At 71.1% G+C, this 15976-nt stretch carries 18 protein-coding genes; 11 read left to right on the top strand and 7 right to left on the bottom strand.

Features of this window, described 5'->3' with window-relative positions:
• Positions 1-7: 7 nt before the first annotated feature.
• Entirely contained in the window at positions 8-643 is a 636-nt protein-coding gene (locus tag B9W62_RS35050; protein WP_087810935.1) for a DUF5134 domain-containing protein, read from the bottom strand.
• 257 nt (positions 644-900) lie between these two features.
• Between B9W62_RS35050 and B9W62_RS35045 the strand changes: the two genes are divergently transcribed.
• Both B9W62_RS35045 and B9W62_RS35040 read left to right on the top strand, forming a co-directional pair.
• Positions 901-1797, top strand: a complete 897-nt coding sequence (locus tag B9W62_RS35045) for an RNA polymerase sigma-70 factor (protein WP_087810934.1) — start codon at positions 901-903, stop codon at positions 1795-1797.
• A 122-nt stretch (positions 1798-1919) separates the two neighbouring features.
• A complete protein-coding gene (locus B9W62_RS35040; protein ID WP_107424232.1) occupies positions 1920-2417 on the top strand; it encodes an Ohr family peroxiredoxin in 498 nt (165 codons plus the stop codon).
• A 27-nt stretch (positions 2418-2444) separates the two neighbouring features.
• Here B9W62_RS35040 and fdxA read toward each other — a convergent pair whose 3' ends face one another.
• Complete coding sequence (fdxA, locus tag B9W62_RS35035) at positions 2445-2834, bottom strand: ferredoxin (RefSeq protein ID WP_087810933.1); 390 nt, start codon at positions 2832-2834, stop codon at positions 2445-2447.
• 174 nt (positions 2835-3008) lie between these two features.
• Here fdxA and B9W62_RS35030 point away from each other — a divergent pair, with 174 nt between their 5' ends.
• The 3 genes from B9W62_RS35030 (at position 3009) to B9W62_RS35020 (ending at position 6345) form a co-directional block, all read left to right on the top strand.
• Positions 3009-4739, top strand: coding sequence for an L-aspartate oxidase (locus B9W62_RS35030; protein WP_087810932.1), 1731 nt, complete (start codon positions 3009-3011; stop codon positions 4737-4739).
• Between the two features lie 154 nt (positions 4740-4893).
• Entirely contained in the window at positions 4894-5640 is a 747-nt protein-coding gene (locus B9W62_RS35025) for an SDR family oxidoreductase (RefSeq protein WP_087810931.1), read from the top strand.
• A 108-nt stretch (positions 5641-5748) separates the two neighbouring features.
• Positions 5749-6345 (top strand): YceI family protein, encoded by a 597-nt coding sequence (locus tag B9W62_RS35020; RefSeq protein WP_087810929.1) that lies wholly within the window; start codon positions 5749-5751, stop codon positions 6343-6345.
• Between the two features lie 146 nt (positions 6346-6491).
• Here the strand turns inward: B9W62_RS35020 and B9W62_RS35015 are convergent, their stop codons facing one another.
• Entirely contained in the window at positions 6492-6758 is a 267-nt protein-coding gene (locus B9W62_RS35015) for a WhiB family transcriptional regulator (RefSeq protein ID WP_003972036.1), read from the bottom strand.
• 381 nt (positions 6759-7139) lie between these two features.
• On the opposite strand from B9W62_RS35015, the gene B9W62_RS35010 reads away from it, so the two are divergent.
• The gene (locus tag B9W62_RS35010; RefSeq protein WP_256976687.1) at positions 7140-8066 is read left to right on the top strand and encodes an RNA polymerase sigma-70 factor; all 927 of its coding nucleotides are present in this window, start codon (positions 7140-7142) and stop codon (positions 8064-8066) included.
• A gap of 62 nt (positions 8067-8128) precedes the next feature.
• On the opposite strand, the gene B9W62_RS35005 is transcribed toward B9W62_RS35010, so the two are convergent.
• Entirely contained in the window at positions 8129-9007 is an 879-nt protein-coding gene (locus tag B9W62_RS35005) for a sigma factor (protein ID WP_087810927.1), read from the bottom strand.
• Between the two features lie 485 nt (positions 9008-9492).
• Between B9W62_RS35005 and B9W62_RS35000 the strand changes: the two genes are divergently transcribed.
• Entirely contained in the window at positions 9493-9744 is a 252-nt protein-coding gene (locus B9W62_RS35000) for a hypothetical protein (protein WP_016327943.1), read from the top strand.
• Between the two features lie 193 nt (positions 9745-9937).
• Positions 9938-10498: a hypothetical protein gene (locus B9W62_RS34995; RefSeq protein WP_087810925.1), complete on the top strand. Its 561-nt coding sequence runs from the start codon at positions 9938-9940 to the stop codon at positions 10496-10498.
• A 43-nt stretch (positions 10499-10541) separates the two neighbouring features.
• Here B9W62_RS34995 and B9W62_RS34990 read toward each other — a convergent pair whose 3' ends face one another.
• Positions 10542-11903: an NAD(P)/FAD-dependent oxidoreductase gene (locus tag B9W62_RS34990; RefSeq protein WP_087810924.1), complete on the bottom strand. Its 1362-nt coding sequence runs from the start codon at positions 11901-11903 to the stop codon at positions 10542-10544.
• Between the two features lie 96 nt (positions 11904-11999).
• Positions 12000-12782 (bottom strand): alpha/beta fold hydrolase, encoded by a 783-nt coding sequence (locus B9W62_RS34985; RefSeq protein WP_087810923.1) that lies wholly within the window; start codon positions 12780-12782, stop codon positions 12000-12002.
• A gap of 233 nt (positions 12783-13015) precedes the next feature.
• Here B9W62_RS34985 and B9W62_RS34975 point away from each other — a divergent pair, with 233 nt between their 5' ends.
• From B9W62_RS34975 to B9W62_RS34965, 3 genes are all read left to right on the top strand, one after another.
• Entirely contained in the window at positions 13016-13918 is a 903-nt protein-coding gene (locus B9W62_RS34975) for a sigma-70 family RNA polymerase sigma factor family protein (protein ID WP_087810921.1), read from the top strand.
• Positions 13919-14070: 152 nt separating this feature from the next.
• Positions 14071-14607, top strand: a complete 537-nt coding sequence (locus B9W62_RS34970; RefSeq protein WP_087810920.1) for a hypothetical protein — start codon at positions 14071-14073, stop codon at positions 14605-14607.
• Positions 14608-15004: 397 nt separating this feature from the next.
• The gene (locus B9W62_RS34965) at positions 15005-15490 is read left to right on the top strand and encodes a MarR family winged helix-turn-helix transcriptional regulator (RefSeq protein WP_256976686.1); all 486 of its coding nucleotides are present in this window, start codon (positions 15005-15007) and stop codon (positions 15488-15490) included.
• 28 nt (positions 15491-15518) lie between these two features.
• On the opposite strand, the gene B9W62_RS34960 is transcribed toward B9W62_RS34965, so the two are convergent.
• Positions 15519-15863, bottom strand: a complete 345-nt coding sequence (locus tag B9W62_RS34960) for a hypothetical protein (RefSeq protein WP_087810918.1) — start codon at positions 15861-15863, stop codon at positions 15519-15521.
• Positions 15864-15976 lie beyond the last annotated feature (113 nt).

Genomic DNA, 15976 nt, shown 5'->3' with positions numbered 1-15976 from the left:
GGCGGAGTCAGTGGGGCAGCAGCAGCATCACGGCCGTCCCCAGCGCCATCGCGCCGTCGCGCACGTGCCCGTACGGGTTCACGGCGGCGGCGCGGTGCGCGTGGTCCGTGGCGGTCCGCAGTGCGGGCATGGGACGTGTCAACGACCGCAGGGCGCAGCCGAGGAGATACACCGCCAGTACGACGGTGACCAGGGTCGCCGTCGTCGAGGCGTCGGCGGCATGGCCGTGGGCCGCGGTGTGGTGCGCGGCCGGGCCGCCCGCGGCGGCCACGGTCTCCCGGGCGGAGGCGGAGACCGGGACGGCGCCGGACGGGGGCCGCGACATCCAGGCCATCGCCGCCATGCCGACGGCGGACGTCAGCCGGTCGGCGAGCACCACCGTCGTACGGGCGGTCAGCGGGAACCACAGTGCGGCGGCGGTGAAGAACACCGTCGCGGCCCGGCCGGACAGGGGCGGGCCGGGACTCCAGGGCATCGCCGCCATGGCCGCCGCCATGGCGCAGTGCAGGACGAGGTCCACACGGTCACGGCGGCCCCCGCCCGGGGACCGGACAGCGTGCCACAGCATGTGCAGGGCCACTGCGGCGAACAGCAACGTCAGCATGCCGTGCACGGCATCGAGAGCCGGCGTCCTGTCCGACACGGTGTGCCCCTTCCGGTCCCTGGCGGTTCGCTGTCCTGACCGGGTGCGCGAGCGATCCGTGACAGGGAGGGCGGCCGCGGGGCCGGGGCGGGACGGCCGGACACCAGGGGGCTGCCGACGCCCGTGCGTGTCCGGCGGTGCCCCGTTGCCACGGTGTGCCACCCGTGGGGTCCGTGCGCACGCGTGCGCCCCTCCGCCGACACGCCTGTCGGCGCCCGCTTGTAGCATGGGGTGCACGAGGCCAGAAGGGATGTTCCATGCACGCTGGCGCCCCACCCGGCACCCTTGACCAGGCGACGAAGGACTTCCTCTCGGCGCGCCCGCAGCTCTTCGGTATCGCGTACCGGGTCCTGGGCAGCGCGGCGGAGGCCGAGGACATCGTGCAGGACACCTGGCTGCGGTGGCAGAGCACCGACCGTTCGAAGGTGCACGAACCGGCCGCCTTCCTGACCACGGTCGCCACGCGGCTGGCGATCAACGTGGCCCAGTCCGCGCGGGTGCGCCGGGAGTCCTACGTCGGCCCCTGGCTTCCCGAGCCCGTCGACACCACGCAGGATCCGCACCTGGGCGCGGAGCGGGCCGAGGCCGTGGAGATGGCGGTCCTGCTGCTCCTGGAGAAGCTGAACCCCGTGGAGCGCGCCGCCTACGTGCTCCGGGAGGCGTTCGACTACCCCTACGGACGGATCGCCGAGATCCTGGAGACCAGCGAGGCCAACACCCGCCAACTGGTGAGCCGCGGCCGCAAGCACCTGGCCGCCGAGCGCAAGGAGGCCGTTACCCCGACAGCCCACCGGCGGCTGCTGGAGGTCTTCCTGTCCGCGGCCCGGACGGGCGACCTGGCGGGCCTGGAGGACGTGCTCACCGCCGACGTCGTCAGCTACACGGACGGCAACGGGATCCGCGGCGCGTCCAGGATCCCGGTCATCGGGCTGCCGCACGTCTCGCACTACCTCGTGGCCTTCGCTCCGCGGTTCTGGCCGCAGTCGCAGGTCCGGTGGGTCGAGGCGAACGGACGGCCGGCCGTCCTGGTCCTCTCCGGCGAGGATGCCGTCGCCCTGCTGACCGCCGACATCTCGGCGGACGGCATCGACCGGCTCATGTGGGTGATGAACCCGGCCAAGCTGGCGCCCTACGTGGCCTCCCTGCGGGACTGACCTGCGGTCGGAGGTCCTCGGCCGCCGACGGGCAGGCGTCACAACAACGGTCGCTCACCGGTCATCCAGTCGTCCCGGACGTCTGCCGGGACCGCGTACCACGACGACACCGGAGCCCTGCCGTGACCGAGCGGATCAAGTTGCCCACCCTGTCGACCGAGAAGGATTTCGACGGGGAGGAGTTCTCGCCCATCTACACCACCACGGTGACCGTCCACGGTGGTGCGGCCTCGCACGGGCGGGCCTCCGGCCACGCCCGCTCGGCCGACGGGGCCTTGGACCTCGAGCTGCGGATGCCGGCCGAGCTGGGCGGTGACGGCCGGGGAACCAACCCCGAGCAGCTCTTCGCGGCCGGTTTCGCCGCCTGCTTCCACGGCGCGCTCAGCCTGCTGGCCCGGCAGGAGGCGCTGGACCCCGCGGCGATCTCCGTCGTGGCGACCGTCGCCTTCGGCCGGGACCCGGAGGACGGCGGTTATCTGCTGCGCGTCGATCTGGTGGTGCGGTGGCCCGGTGTCGATCCCGCGACGGCCGACGAGCTGATCGGGAAGGCCGACGCGTTGTGCCCGTACGCGCGCATGGCGTGGAGAGGGACGCCCACCACCATCACACTCGCCTCCTGACCGGGCACGCTCGGTGGCGGCGGCCGGTCAGGAGGGGAACCACAGATCCGCGTCGGCCGCCTCCTCCTTGCGGACGGTGAAGAAGGAGATCTCTTTCTTGTGCGGCCCGTGCTGCGGGGGCAGTGCCTCGACCGCCGGGTGGTCGCCGGCCGTGTCACGTCCTGCGCGCGACGGGGAAGCCGCCTCGGCGAAGTACTCCGCGTTGACGGCGAGGTAGTGCGCCCAGTGCCCCGGCAGATCGTCCTCGTGGAAGATCGCCTCCACCGGGCAGACGGGTTCGCACGCATGGCAGTCGACGCACTCCGCCGGGTTGATGTAGAGCGTGCGCGCGCCCTCGTAGATGCAGTCCACGGGGCATTCGGTGACACACGCCCGGTCCTTGATGTCGACGCAGGGCTGTGCGATGACGTACGTCATCCGTCTTCTCCTCTTCGGCCGTCGGACATCCCCCGGCGCCTTGTCGCACGGTCGTCAGGTTCGTCCAGATGACCGGGGACCCCGGCACGGTGTGACACGCGCGCGCCCCCGATGTCACAAACCGTCGCCCGACGTGGTCCTAGTCAGTGACCACCCAGAGCGACGGGAGCAAGCGTGCCTCTCACCGAACAACGTCTTTCCACCACGGTGCTGGTGATCGGTACCGGCGGTTCCGGCCTGCGGGCGGCGATCGAGCTGGCCGAGGCCGGCGTCGACGTCATCGCCGTCGGCAAGCGTCCCAAAGAGGACACCCACACGTCCCTGGCGGCCGGCGGCATCAACGCGGCCCTGGCCACGATGGACCCCGAGGACTCCTGGCAGCAGCACGCCGCGGACACCCTCAAGGAGAGCTATCTGCTCGGCGACCCCCGTACGGCGGAGATCGTCACCCAGGGCGCGGCCCTGGGCATCGACGACCTGGAGCGGTACGGCATGGCGTTCGCCCGTGAAGGGGACGGCCGGATCTCGCAGCGCTTCTTCGGCGCCCACAAGTTCCGCCGTACCGCCTTCGCCGGCGACTACACCGGCCTGGAGATCCAGCGCACCCTGATCCGGCGCGCGGTCCAGCTGGACATCCCGGTACTCGACAGCGTCTACATCACGCGTCTCCTGGTCCACGACGGTGCCGTCTTCGGGGCCTACGGCTTCGACCTGACCAACGGCACCCGCCACCTCGTCCACGCGGACGCCGTGATCCTCGCGGCGGGCGGGCACACGCGCATCTGGCGGCGCACCTCGTCGCGCCGGGACGAGAACACCGGTGACTCCTTCCGCCTGGCCGTCGAGGCCGGGGCCCGCCTGCGCGACCCCGAGCTGGTGCAGTTCCACCCGTCCGGCATCATCGAACCGGAGAACGCCGCGGGCACCCTGGTCAGCGAGGCCGCCCGCGGTGAGGGAGGCATCCTGCGCAACGCCCTCGGCGAGCGGTACATGAACCGCTACGACCCCGAGCGCATGGAACTGTCCACCCGCGACCGGGTGGCCCTCGCCTCGTACACCGAGATCAAGGAGGGCCGGGGCACCGCGAACGGCGGGGTCTGGCTCGACGTCTCCCACCTGCCCCGCCAGACGATCATGAACCGGCTGCCCCGGGTCTACCAGACGCTCCTCGACCTGCAAATGCTCGACATCACCCGTGAACCCATCGAGGTGGCCCCGACGGCCCACTACTCGATGGGCGGCGTCTGGGTCCGTCCCGAGGACCACAGCACCGACGTCCGCGGTCTGTACGCCATCGGCGAGGCCGCCAGCGGTCTGCACGGCGCCAACCGCCTCGGTGGCAACAGCCTGATCGAACTCCTCGTCTACGGCCGTATCACCGGCCAGGCCGCGGCGGCCTACTCGGAGTCCCTCACCGCGCAGCCCCGGTCCGCGACCGCCGTGGCCGAGGCACGTGCCGAGGTCGACGAGCTGCTGGCCGCGGACGGCCCCGAGAACGTCCGGGCGCTCCAGCGCGCGATCCGCAACACCATGACCGAGCACGCCGGCGTCGTCCGGGACGAAGAGGGCCTGCGCGCCGGCCTGGCGGAGCTGGACGCCGTCGAGAAGCGCATGCAGAACGTCGGCGTCCATCCCGACATCGCCGGCTTCCAGGACCTCGCCCACGCCTTCGACCTCAAGTCGGCCGCCCTGGCGGCCCGCGCCACCCTCGAAGCGGCACTGGAACGCCGGGAGACCCGTGGTTGCCACAACCGCAGCGACTTCCCCGACATGGACCCCGCGTTCCGCGTCAACCTGGTCTGGTCGCCGACGACCGGAATCACCCACGAGCGCATTCCCGATGTCCCGGACGAGATCGCTTCCCTCATGGCGGACGTGTCCACCGACGGAAAGCTCGTCGAGTAACAGGTTTCCGAGCACCGGAAAGCCTGAACACCTGAACTCCAGCAGCGCCGGAAACGCCAGAACACCGATGCATCGGTTCGCCTTGTCACAGAGCGGGTGAGCATTCGGTCTTGTCTGGTGCAGGCGAAAACGCACATCTCGAAAGGACATTCACATGAAGATCGTAGTCATCGGCGGTACCGGACTGATCGGTTCCAAGCTGGTCGCCAAGCTCAACGAGCACGGTCACGAGGCGGTGCCGGCCGCTCCCAACACCGGTGTCAACACGCTCACGGGCGAGGGCCTGGCCGAGGTCCTGACCGGCGCCTCCGTCGTGATCGACGTCTCCAACTCGCCCTCCTTCGAGGACGAGGCCGTCATGGAGTTCTTCCGCACCGCCACCACCAACCTCCTCAAGGCGGAGGCGAACGCCGGTGTGACCCACCACGTGGCGCTGTCCGTGGTCGGCACGGAGCGGCTCCAGGACAGCGGCTACTTCCGCGCCAAGCAGGCGCAGGAGGGTCTGATCAAGGACTCGGGCATCCCGTACTCGATCGTGCACGCCACGCAGTTCTTCGAGTTCATGAAGGGCATCGCCGAGGCGGCGACCGACGGTGACACCGTCCGGCTGGCCCCGGTCAAGATCCGGCCCATCTTCTCCGACGACGTGGCCGCCGCCGTCGGCCGTACCGCGGTCGGCACCCCCGTGGGCGGGGTGGTGGAGGTCGCCGGCCCCGAGGAGTTCCAGCTCGACGAGCTGATCCGCAAGGGGCTGGCCGCCAAGAAGGACCCGCGCCAGGTCGTGACCGACGTGCACGCCCCGTACTTCGGCGCGGAGTTGCAGGAGACCACGCTGCTCCCCGGCCCGGACGCGCACATCGCCGAGACCCGGTTCGCCGACTGGCTCGCGCAGCAGCGCTGAGTCGTCGGGGGCGGGTCCCCGAGCGGGGCCCGCACCCACCACAGGGGGCCTGTCGTCCGCACCGCGGCGCGGCAGGCCCCTCTCGTCACAGAAAGCCGACCCACCCTCATGATTCAACGCGACAACACCACCGCCCCGGTCCTCGGCGCGCACCCGGCCGTGACCGGTGCCTACACCATCGACCCGGTCCACAGCACGATCGGCTTCTCCGTCCGGCACGCCATGATCACCAATGTGCGCGGCCGGTTCGACCGGTTCGAAGGCCTGCTCGTACTGGACGGCTCCCACCCGTCCCGTTCCAAGGCGTACGTGAGTGTCCAGACCGACAGCATGGACACGGGCGCGGCGGACCGCGACGCCCACCTCGCGGGGCCCGACTTCTTCGACTCCGCGACGTTTCCCCTGATGACCTTCCACTCCGCCGGCATCGTCCCGCTCGGCGACGACGAGTTCCGCCTCACGGGCAGCCTGCGGATCAAGGACATCGAACTGCCCCTGGACATCGACGTCGTCTTCGGCGGGGCCGGTGACGACGCCTTCGGCAACCACCGAGTCGGCTTCGCGGGCTCCGCCACCCTGCGGCGTTCGGACTGGGGGCTGGCCTGGAACACACCGCTCGACACGGGGGGTGTGCTCATCAGCGACAAGGTGACGCTGACCCTGGACATCTCGGCCATCCGGACGGAGCAGGAGGCGGCGGCCTGACGGACACCGATGCGGGTGGGCGGTGGTGGCTCCGGCTGTGGAGCATCCCCGCCCACCCGCATCGGTCTCCGGCCGACGCACCGCATCGGTCTCCGGACAGCACATCGCATCGGTCTCCGGCCGACGCCCGCGCGTCGTCGGGCCGCTCAGGCGGCGCTCTCCGTCGCGCGCGACGCGCGCACCGCGCGCCGTCGCAGGGCGCGGCGCTCCCCTTCCGTGGTGCCTCCCCAGATCCCCTCGACCGGCCCGACATCGACGGCCCAGGCCAGGCACTGCCGCGTGACGGGGCAATGACGGCAGACCGCTTTCGCCTCGTCCGTCTGAATCGCCGCCGGCCCGCTGTTGAGACCGCCGATCGGGAAGAAGAGATCCGGGTCCTCGGTCAGGCAGAGGCCCCTTACACGCCAGTCCATGAATTGTCTCCTGTATGAGAAACGGATACCGGTTCGGGGGGTGGCTCGTCGAACAAGGTATTGCGGGAATAATTCGGGTCGCGCAGCGCCGCTTTCTCTGGAAGACCGGACGGTCGGTGCGAATGTGACATCCCGCCGCGCCGTGTGCCGGCGCGGCGGGACCGCCTCCGGGCAGGGCCGTGCACCGGTCCGCAAGATCCGTAAAAGAAGTCCGCGCAAAGGTGTAACGAAACGTCGGCGCCGCCGGTCGTCCGGAGCGAAGGTGAGCACCGCGCCCTGCCGATCCCTCAGTACGCCGGGCCAGCGCTCCGGCGGTCACGACGAAGAGTCGTCCGACCGCCTCCGCACCCACCGGCAACAGAGAAACGGAGACCCGGGATCATGCATCCAGAGGCGACCCCCGTGGCAGGCGACCTGAGCGAGGCCGTTTCCGTCTTTGTCGAACTCCGGCCCCGCCTCTTCGGCATCGCCTACCGCGTGCTGGGCAGTGCGGTGGAGGCCGAGGACGTCGTCCAGGAAGTGTGGCTGCGCTGGCAGCGCACCGACCGCACCCTCGTGATCAGCCCCGTGGCGTTCCTGTCGAGCACCACCACCCGGCTGGCCATCAACGTGGCCCAGTCCGCCCGCGTCCGCCGCGAGACCTACATCGGTCCGTGGCTGCCGGAGCCCGTCGACACCAGCAACGACCCGGAGGTCGGTGCCGAGCGGGCGGAGGCACTGGAACTCGCCCTGCTCCTGGTGCTGCAAAGGCTCTCCCCGACCGAGCGCGCCGCCTACGTCCTGAGGGAGGCATTCGACTACGCCTACCCCGACATCGCGCGCATCCTGGGCCTCAGCCCTGTCAACGTCCGCAAGATCGTGAGCCGGGCCCGCAAACACCTCACCGAGGACCAGCGGGACAGCGTCGACGCGGCCGAGCACCGGACGCTGCTCCAGACGTTCGTGGCCGCCGCCCGGCAGGGCGACGTCGCCCGACTGGAGGCGCTGCTCACCCCGAACGCGGTCAGTCTGTCCGACGGCAACGGCATCAGGGGAGCGGCGCGGGTGCCCGTCCTGGGCCGTGCCCGCGTGGCGAACCTGTCCACCGCGCACCCGCGGTTCTGGCCCACGGTCGAGACGGAACCGGTCGAGGCCAACGGACGCGGCGGCATCCTGATCCACCGGGACGGCCGGCCCGCCACCTTCATGACGGTCGCGGCCACGTCCCGCGGCATCCACCAGGTGATGTGGGTCTTCAACCCGGCCAAGATCGCCGCTTTCCTGCAATCCCGCACCCGTCACCGGTCCGCGGCGGCCCTCTGCGTCTGAGCGGGCCGCTGACGCGGTGTGCCGGGCGCACTGCTGACGTGCCGGGCGCGGGACGGGGCAGGTCAGGCGCGCGGGCGGTTCCAGGAGCGCAACTTGTCGGGATTGAGGACGGCCCACACCTGTACGACGCGTGAGCCGGCCAGGTCGAGGCAGACCACGGCGGCGACCTGGCCGTCGTAGCGTGCGACGAGACCCGTGCGCCCGTTGACGGGGCGGGTGTGCACAGTGGTGCGCGGGTGCCGGGCCAGCAGGGTCACGAGACTCTGGGCGACCCGTGGGCCGCCGACGACCGGCCGTGTCAGTGTGCGGACCTTGCCCCCGCCGTCGTAGAACGCGACGGCGTCGGGGTCCAGCAGCGTGGTCAGACGGTCCGCGTCCTCGTCGGCGCACGCCTGCCGTACGGCATCGACCAGTGCGTCCTCGACGCGCGGTGGCGTGGGGCGTGCGGCCATGGTCCGGAGGCTGTGCCGGGCTCTGTCCAACGTTTCGGTGCCCACCGGCCCCGGCCGGTCCCAGCCTGCCGGTCCCGCGGTGCCCACGGGTTCTCCGGCCGCGCCGCCGAGGGCCTCGTTGAGTACGAGGGCCGCTCGCTCGGCGGGTGTGAGCGCGTCCAACGCACCGGCCCACAGCGCGTCGAGATCGTCCTCCGGAGCCGGACCGGACGCTCCACGGCTCCCCTCGGGACCCTGGGGGCCCCGGTCACGATCGGACAGGGCCAGCCGCGCCAGGGAGATGCTGCCCACGACACGGGTCAGCCAGGCCCGCGGGGCGCCTATTCGGTCCCGCTGGTGCTCGGGGAGCGCATACCACTCCCGGTACGCCTCGTCGGTGACATCCTCGGCGACAGTGCCGCTGCCCAGCATCCAGTGCGCGACGTCCAGCAGGTGCCGCCGCTCGTCGAGCAGCTCCCCGATCGGCATGGTGTCAACCACGGGCTCCATACCGTCTCCTCCTCCTGAACGACTCGTCCTTGTGACGACTCGCCTCCCGCATGCGGTTCCCGCATCGCGCGCATCGCCACGTTACCCGCGGCACCGCAACGGCCGCATCCATGTCCCCCGGGACTGCGCGGAAAACTCCCACCCGCACAACACCACCCGCCTTCACACGGTCACACTCTGTCCGACGTTGCGTCCAGGCAGTCAGCGAGTTGTGTCGTACGGGCGAACCCTGCGGCCCTCCTACCCGTGGCGGCCTCTCGCACACCCGCTTCCGGGAAAGAATCGGCATGCCTCACCATGCCTCACCTGACGCCTGCCGCAGCGGCGGGAGCCTGCGTCGCCGGACCCGCCGGCCGCCTCGAGTCCGGCTGCGCACCGCGGTGACGCGCGGGCTCGCAAAGGGCTGTCACAGCGCTCGTCACTGTCCGGTCAATGCGATGTCGACGGTTCAGGAGCCGACGGCACGAGCTGAGGAAGGACGAGGGATGTCCCGAAGCACTGATCGGCAGACCGATCCCGCCGCCGCCACGGCGTCGCTGGCGGCGGAGGCCGCCCTGCTCGAAGGGCGGTTGAGCCTGCTCCGAGAGGCGATCGACTCGGTGGACGCACGTATCGACGCGGTCTCCGAGACCCTGCGGCGACTGCAACGCCCGGCGACCGGGCCCACCGACGGTGAAACGCCCGAGGAGCGGAAGAGCGGCACCGGGCCCGACCGCTCGAAGCGGGGCCGTGCCTGACACGGCGGACGGGCGGGCCCGGTGGCGCGTCACGGCGGACACCGCTGTCGACGCGCCGCCGGTCCGCCGCGCTCGCCGCCCGACGTGGGCCGTTTCCTGGCAGTACGGGTATCCTGCCCCCGGTGCCGGGCCGAGTGACGGAGCCCGCATCGGGCGGCCCCGCCGGAACGAGGGGTGAGAACGAGAGGAACGCATGGTCTCCGTGACCCCCAAGGCTCGCAACATCGAGATCACCGCCGAGGGCCTCCAGGAGGACCTGGCGCGGCTGGAGATCCAGAAGCAGGCACTGGAGCGGGAACTGGCCGCGGTCGCCGCTCACTTCGACTCCGTGCAGCGGGCCCTCAGCGCCCTTCAGGCCCTCATGCCGGAGTCCGTTCCCCCGGCCCCCGCGGCCCGTCCGGCGGCCGTGGTCGCGGAGGCGCCGGCGCCGGTGGCACCCGCCTCCGCACCCGTGCCGTCCGCCGACGAGGCGCAGGACGGTGCCAATGACGGTGACGGGGACCGTGCGGAGGACGCCTCCGGCGCCGGTGACGCCGACGGCTCGAAGTCGTACGGCAAGCTGACCGAGCAGATCCTGGCCTACTTCGCGGACGCCGGAAACACCGATGTCCGGGCCAGGGATGTGGCGTCCGCGCTGGGCCGCGACACCGACAGCGGCAGCATCAACGCGGTCCGGAGCACGCTCGACCGTCTGGTCGGCCAGTCCCGTGTCCGCCGGGTGGGCCGCGGTCTGTACCGCGCCGCCAAGCGCTGAGCCGCCCTGCCGTGTCCCCGGGGTCCACGGAGCCCGCTGGGAGTCATCCGGCGACGGCGTCCGCGTCCGCCTCCGCGGACTTCTCGCCTCGCCGTGGGTCACCGCTGGAGACGAAGGCCTCCCTCGGGTGCTGGACCGAGGCGAGGGAGATGACGTCGCGGCCGAAGAAGGCGGCGGTCACCCAGACGGCGAACACCCGTGCCTTGCGCTCCCAGCTCGGTACGGCCAGCACGTGGTAGCCACGGTGCATCAGCCACGCCGGGAATCCCTTGATGACCAGACGCCGGTACTGGAAGATGCCACGGCCCAGCCCGAGGGTGGCCACCACGCCGAGACTGTGGTGCACGTAGTCCTTGACGGGCCTGCCGCGCAGTGACGCCAGGATGTTCTTCGCCAGCAGCTTGCCCTGACGGACGGCGTGCTGGGCGTTGGGCACCGTACGGGCGTCCGGCCGGCCGGCGGCGAGATCGGGTACGGAGGCGTCGTCACCGGCCGCCCACACGTCCGCCACGACCTCGTTCTCCGTCCCGACGCGGAGATCCGCGCGCACCATCAGCAGACCTCGTGCGTCGACGGGGAGGTCGGTGTGGTTGTGCACGATCGGGTTGGCGGCGTTGCCCGCCGTCCACACGAGCAGCTCCGAGTCGTACTCCGATCCGTCCGACAGCACCACGCGTCCGTCCTTCGCGGAGACGAGCTGGGTGTTCAGATGCACCCGCGCACCCCGCTTCTCCAGCGAGCGCACCACCCACTCCCCCGGCTCGTCGGTGACCTCGGGCAGGATGCGCCCCCGTGCCTCGACCAGGTGGAAGGCGAGTTCCTCCGCCCCGATCTCGGGATAGTGCTTGAGCAACGCGGAGGCCAGGCTGAGCAGTTCACCGAAACCCTCGACCCCGGAGAAGCCGCCACCGACGACGGTTGCGGTGAGCAGCCGACGGCGTTCGGGCCCGTGGGGCAGGGTCGCCGCGCGGTCGAAGGAGGTGAGCAGCCGGTCGCGGATCGCCACGGCCTCCTCGACGTGCTTGAGCCCGTACGCCTGGTCACTCAGTCCCGGGATCGGGAAGGTGCGTGTGACGGCTCCCGCGGTCATCACCAGTATGTCGTAGTGGAGGTCGAACTCCGGTCCGGACGGCGGCCGGACCGTCACCGTGTGCGCGCTGTTGCGGATCTCGGTGACCGAACCCGCGATCAGCCGGGTGCGGTGCAGGTGCCGCCGGAGCGAGACCGCGGCATGACGGGCCTCCACCGACCCGGCGACCACCTCGGGCAGGAACGGCTGGTACGTCATGTACGGACGCGGGTCGACGACGGTGACCCGGGCCTCGTCCCGCCGCAACTTCTTCTCCAGGCCCCACGCGGTGTAGAAGCCCGCGTACCCGCCGCCGACGATCAGGATCTCACGCACGGTGTCCTCTGTTTCTCTTGGTTTCACCCTTCAAGACCGGCCGGCACCGCCCCGTGTGACAGCACCGGCACCGGTCCCGGCGTCCCCGCCCGGCCCTCAGGCGGCGGCGTGCGCGCTCCAGTGCTTCTCCAGGATCTCCGCGACCTCCGCCGGGCGCTGGAGCACCGGCCAGTGGTTGCAGTCCATCTCGACCACCTCGCTGGAGTGCAGGGAGTCACCCAGCCGGCGTCCGAACTCGATCTGGCAGGCGGGGTCCCGGGCTCCCCAGAAGACGACGGACGGCGCGGACACCGCGGACAGCTCCGGCTCCCACTCCGCTCCCATGGTGAGCGCCGACCTGTACAGCCTGAGCACCGAGTCCTTCATCGGCTCGTCCACGCGGCTCGCCATCTCCCTGGCCAGGTGGAGGGGTACGTCGAAGCCGGCCGCCACCTCCTCGGCGAAGGGCTCGGCACGCAGTTCGGCCATGTACCGGTCGCCCTCGACCCGGTCCTGCCAGATCCTGGCCAGCGGATGCCAGACGTACCCGGCGTTGACCGGCCCGTTGCCTCCGGCCCAGGTGCGGACGAGGTCGGGGCGCAGGGAGGCGACGCGGAGGGTGAGGATGCAACCCCAGTCGTGCCCGACCAGGTCCACCGGCTCACCGACCCGCTCCAGTCGCCGCACGAGCCAGTCGACGTACTCCTCCTTGGTGGAACCGAAGCCGGCGGGGCGCTCGGCGCCGAAGCCGGGCAGGTCCCAGGCTTCCACGTCGGATCTGGTCAGATGACCGCGCACACCGTCCCACACATGGTGGGTGTCGGGAACGCCGTGGATCAGGATCGCGGGCATGGTGGACCCTTTCGTCGGTGGGACGTGGTCGCGTGCGGTCGGCGACATCTCATGGTGTCACACGGTTGTATCGCCCTTTCGTCTCCGCCGTCCTCGCCACCTGCGCCGCCCTCTCCACCTCCGTCTCCGTCACGCCTCCGACTCCGTTTCCGCCTCTGTTTCCGCCTCTGTCGCGGTCTCCTGTTGTCACATGATCCGTGCTTGTGCGGTCTGCTCTGCCGAGGGCACGGCCAGCCGACCGCGGTGGTGGCGTTGTGGTGCCGGTAGAGGAAGGACACCTCATGGGTGGAACCGGTGACACGACACCGCTCGCGGAGCTGCTGGACGAGCGACAGCATCTGATCGACGTCGCTCGCTGGATGCTGGGCGCCGGGACGACGGCCGAGGATGCCGTCACCGAGACCTACCGGCGGTGGTACGGCCTGACCGACGCCGAGCGGTCGGGCATCAGCGAACCGCGTGTCTGGCTGACCAAGAACACGGGCACCATCTGTCTGGCGCGCCTGTCCGCACCCGCGGGCCGGCTGCCGGGCCCGGACGAGGCGGGCGACGGCATCGGCATCGAGCCCGACCGGGCACTGTCGAAGGAGGTCAGCGACGTCCTGCTCAACGCCCTGGACGCGCTCTCCCCGTCCGAACGAGCGGTCTTCGTACTCAACGACGTCTTCGCCATGCCCCCTCGGACGGTCGCCGACATCGTCGGGCGGACCCCGCACGAGTGCGCCGAGCTGGCCGAGAGCGCCCGCCGCAGCCTGCGTGCCGACGGCACGCGTCCCACCCCGTCGGACCAGCACGACAGGATCGTCCGTGCCGTCCGGCAGGCCTGCGTGCTCAACGACGCGCGGCATCTGGTGTCCCTGCTGTCTCGGCACGCCATCGCGTTCTTCGACGGCGGAGGCAAGATCCGTGCTCTGACCAGGCCGGTGCACGGCGACCAGCACGTCGCCCGGACCCTCCTCACGCTCCTCGCCCCGCGCCCCCGCACCGTCCTCCACCTCCAGGCGGCCAACGGTCGCACCGCGATCGTCGTGCGCCACCACGACCGGGTCGCCGCCGTGATCAGCTTCGACATCACCGGCCGGCGCGTCACACACGTGTGGGCCGTGCTGAACCCCGACAAGCTGCGCGGGTGGAATCGCCCCCACCCGCCCGCCGACGGAAACGGAGCGGTCCGGCACGTGTGAAGAGGCCGCCGGAAGGCGCCACTGGCCGGGGACTCGGTGCCCACTGTGCGCTCACCCGTTGCGCTTTCCACGTGTCAGTGGCAACAATTGTCAGGTGAGCTTCCCTCACATCGCCATCACATCTTCATCACGGTGACCATGGGACCCACCCGATGACGACGTTCCAGCACTCCTTGAAGGAAAACATGGTTCCGGCATCTCGCTCGACACGTGACATCGAAGTGACGGCTGAGAGCCTCCAGGCCGATCTCAGCCGTCTGGAGCTTCAGAGGCGGGCGCTGGAGAGGGAACTGGCCGCCGTCGTCGCTCATCTCGGCACCGTGCAACGGGCACTGGGCGCTCTGGAAGTCGTCATGGCGTCCACCGCGGCGGCCCCGGCCTCCGAGGCCGCGCCCGCGACCGCTCCCGGGACCACCGGCGGCACTGCCCGGCGCCGCGCCCCTGGTCCCGCGCGGGCCGCGACCCGGCCGAGAGCCGGCACGGAGCGCACGTACGGCAGGCTGACCGAACAGATCCTGGAGTACTTCGCGGGGGTCGGCGACGCCGACGTGCGTGCCCGGGACGTGGCGGTGGCCTTGGGGCGGGCCACCGACAGCGGCAGCATCAACGCCGTCCGCAGCACGCTCGACCGGCTCGTCGGCACCTCGCGGGTCCGGCGCAGCGGCCGAGGCCTCTACCGCGCCGGATGATCCCGGCAGTTCCCTCCGGCCAACGAGACTGGCCCCGGACGCCGACTCGCGGGGGATCGGTGGGCGCCCGGGGCACAGTACCCCCGCCAGGCTCTAGATGGCAGGGGAGCATTCCCGGCGCCGTGTGTGGGGTGTCCAACCCAACGCCGTGAACACTGTGATGATTCTACCTCACGTTCACACGCTCCGATGACACCGTCGTAGCCGTCTCCATCGTCCTCCATAACAGTGTGAGCGCGAGTGGCTCACCGGCTGGACGAAAAGGCGCCTCCGGCGCTCCATACTGGTAGTCGTGAACGACCCGTGCGTGTCTCCGAACCTCTCCCCCTCAGCGGAGGAGCCCGCGCCGCGGTCCGCGGTCGAACCGGGCCCGGATCGTGGGGACAGTGTGGATGCCATGCTGCGTCAGTGGGAGGAACACCGGCCGGCCGTGGACGTCTCCTCCAGCGAGGTACTCGCGCGACTGCTGCGCGCGGCCCGCCTGGCCGAGGAACTGTTCGAGGAGCGGCTGCGCCGTCAGCCCGGCAGGACCATCACCAACGTCGGGGACTTCGACCTGTTGCAGACCCTGCGCCGGGCGGCGCCCGGGCACGCCCTGACGCCGGGGCAGCTGATGCGGCACCTCGTGGTCTCCTCGGCCGGTCTCAGTGGCCGCCTCAACCGGCTGGAGCGGGACGGCTGGATCGTCCGGACCGCGTCACCCGACGATCGGCGGCGCTCACTGGTCAGCCTGACGGCGCAGGGGCGGGAGGAGTTCGACCGCCGGCTGGAGGGTCACCTGGCCGTGGAGCGTGAGCTGCTGGCCGTGCTCGACGCGCGGGAGCGGGTGGTCGTCGTCGGCGCGTTGCGCAAACTGCTGCTCATCCTCGAGGCGGCGGAGTGAGCCGGCGGACGCGGCGGGGCCGAGCCGCTCAGCCCACCGCCACCAGGACGAGGGCGACGACCAGGACGATCACGGTCGCCGCGAGTCCGGCCAGCGCCGCGCGGGACATCCGGCGCAGCCGGGCGTAGCGCCTGGCGTGCCGCGCCTCCACCATCGTGATCTGCTCGGTGAGGTGATGGGCGATGGCGCGGGAGACCCTGATCTGCTCCTCCACGTACCACCACTCCAGGTCGGTCTTCTGTTCTTCGCTGAGTCCGGGCACGTGTGCGGCGAACTCCGCCGCGCGGTGGTGAGCGGCCCGGCGGTGGGAGTCCCAGTACAGGTAGTCCTGAATGACCGTCAGGCCGCGCTCGGCCTCGTCCTTCGCATCCATGGTGTGCTCCAGCCATAGGTGTGCCGCCTCATGCCCACGACGCCGCGGCCACCGCCTCGCGGGAGGCCACCGTGGTGGCGCCCGGGCGTGCGGCAGATCGTGTCACACCATCG

The organism is Streptomyces sp. CS113, from assembly GCF_002188365.1.
Lineage (GTDB): Bacteria > Actinomycetota > Actinomycetes > Streptomycetales > Streptomycetaceae > Streptomyces > Streptomyces tendae.
The sequence above is the reverse complement of the archived record's forward strand: the minus strand, read 5'-3'. Positions and strand labels throughout refer to the sequence as shown.

Excerpts from the sequence above, each read along its gene's own strand:
- B9W62_RS35015 (WP_003972036.1), bottom strand. The coding sequence starts at position 6,758 with ATGGACTGGCGTGTAAGGGGCCTCTGCCTGACCGAGGACCCGGATCTC.
- B9W62_RS35000 (WP_016327943.1), top strand. The coding sequence starts at position 9,493 with ATGTCCCGAAGCACTGATCGGCAGACCGATCCCGCCGCCGCCACGGCG.
- B9W62_RS34995 (WP_087810925.1), top strand. The coding sequence starts at position 9,938 with ATGGTCTCCGTGACCCCCAAGGCTCGCAACATCGAGATCACCGCCGAG.
- fdxA (WP_087810933.1), bottom strand. The coding sequence starts at position 2,834 with ATGACGTACGTCATCGCACAGCCCTGCGTCGACATCAAGGACCGGGCG.
- B9W62_RS34975 (WP_087810921.1), top strand. The coding sequence starts at position 13,016 with ATGGGTGGAACCGGTGACACGACACCGCTCGCGGAGCTGCTGGACGAG.
- B9W62_RS35005 (WP_087810927.1), bottom strand. The coding sequence starts at position 9,007 with ATGGAGCCCGTGGTTGACACCATGCCGATCGGGGAGCTGCTCGACGAG.
- B9W62_RS35045 (WP_087810934.1), top strand. The coding sequence starts at position 901 with ATGCACGCTGGCGCCCCACCCGGCACCCTTGACCAGGCGACGAAGGAC.
- B9W62_RS35020 (WP_087810929.1), top strand. The coding sequence starts at position 5,749 with ATGATTCAACGCGACAACACCACCGCCCCGGTCCTCGGCGCGCACCCG.
- B9W62_RS35010 (WP_256976687.1), top strand. The coding sequence starts at position 7,140 with ATGCATCCAGAGGCGACCCCCGTGGCAGGCGACCTGAGCGAGGCCGTT.
- B9W62_RS34960 (WP_087810918.1), bottom strand. The coding sequence starts at position 15,863 with ATGGATGCGAAGGACGAGGCCGAGCGCGGCCTGACGGTCATTCAGGAC.
- B9W62_RS34970 (WP_087810920.1), top strand. The coding sequence starts at position 14,071 with ATGACGACGTTCCAGCACTCCTTGAAGGAAAACATGGTTCCGGCATCT.
- B9W62_RS34985 (WP_087810923.1), bottom strand. The coding sequence starts at position 12,782 with ATGTCGCCGACCGCACGCGACCACGTCCCACCGACGAAAGGGTCCACC.
- B9W62_RS35025 (WP_087810931.1), top strand. The coding sequence starts at position 4,894 with ATGAAGATCGTAGTCATCGGCGGTACCGGACTGATCGGTTCCAAGCTG.
- B9W62_RS34965 (WP_256976686.1), top strand. The coding sequence starts at position 15,005 with ATGCTGCGTCAGTGGGAGGAACACCGGCCGGCCGTGGACGTCTCCTCC.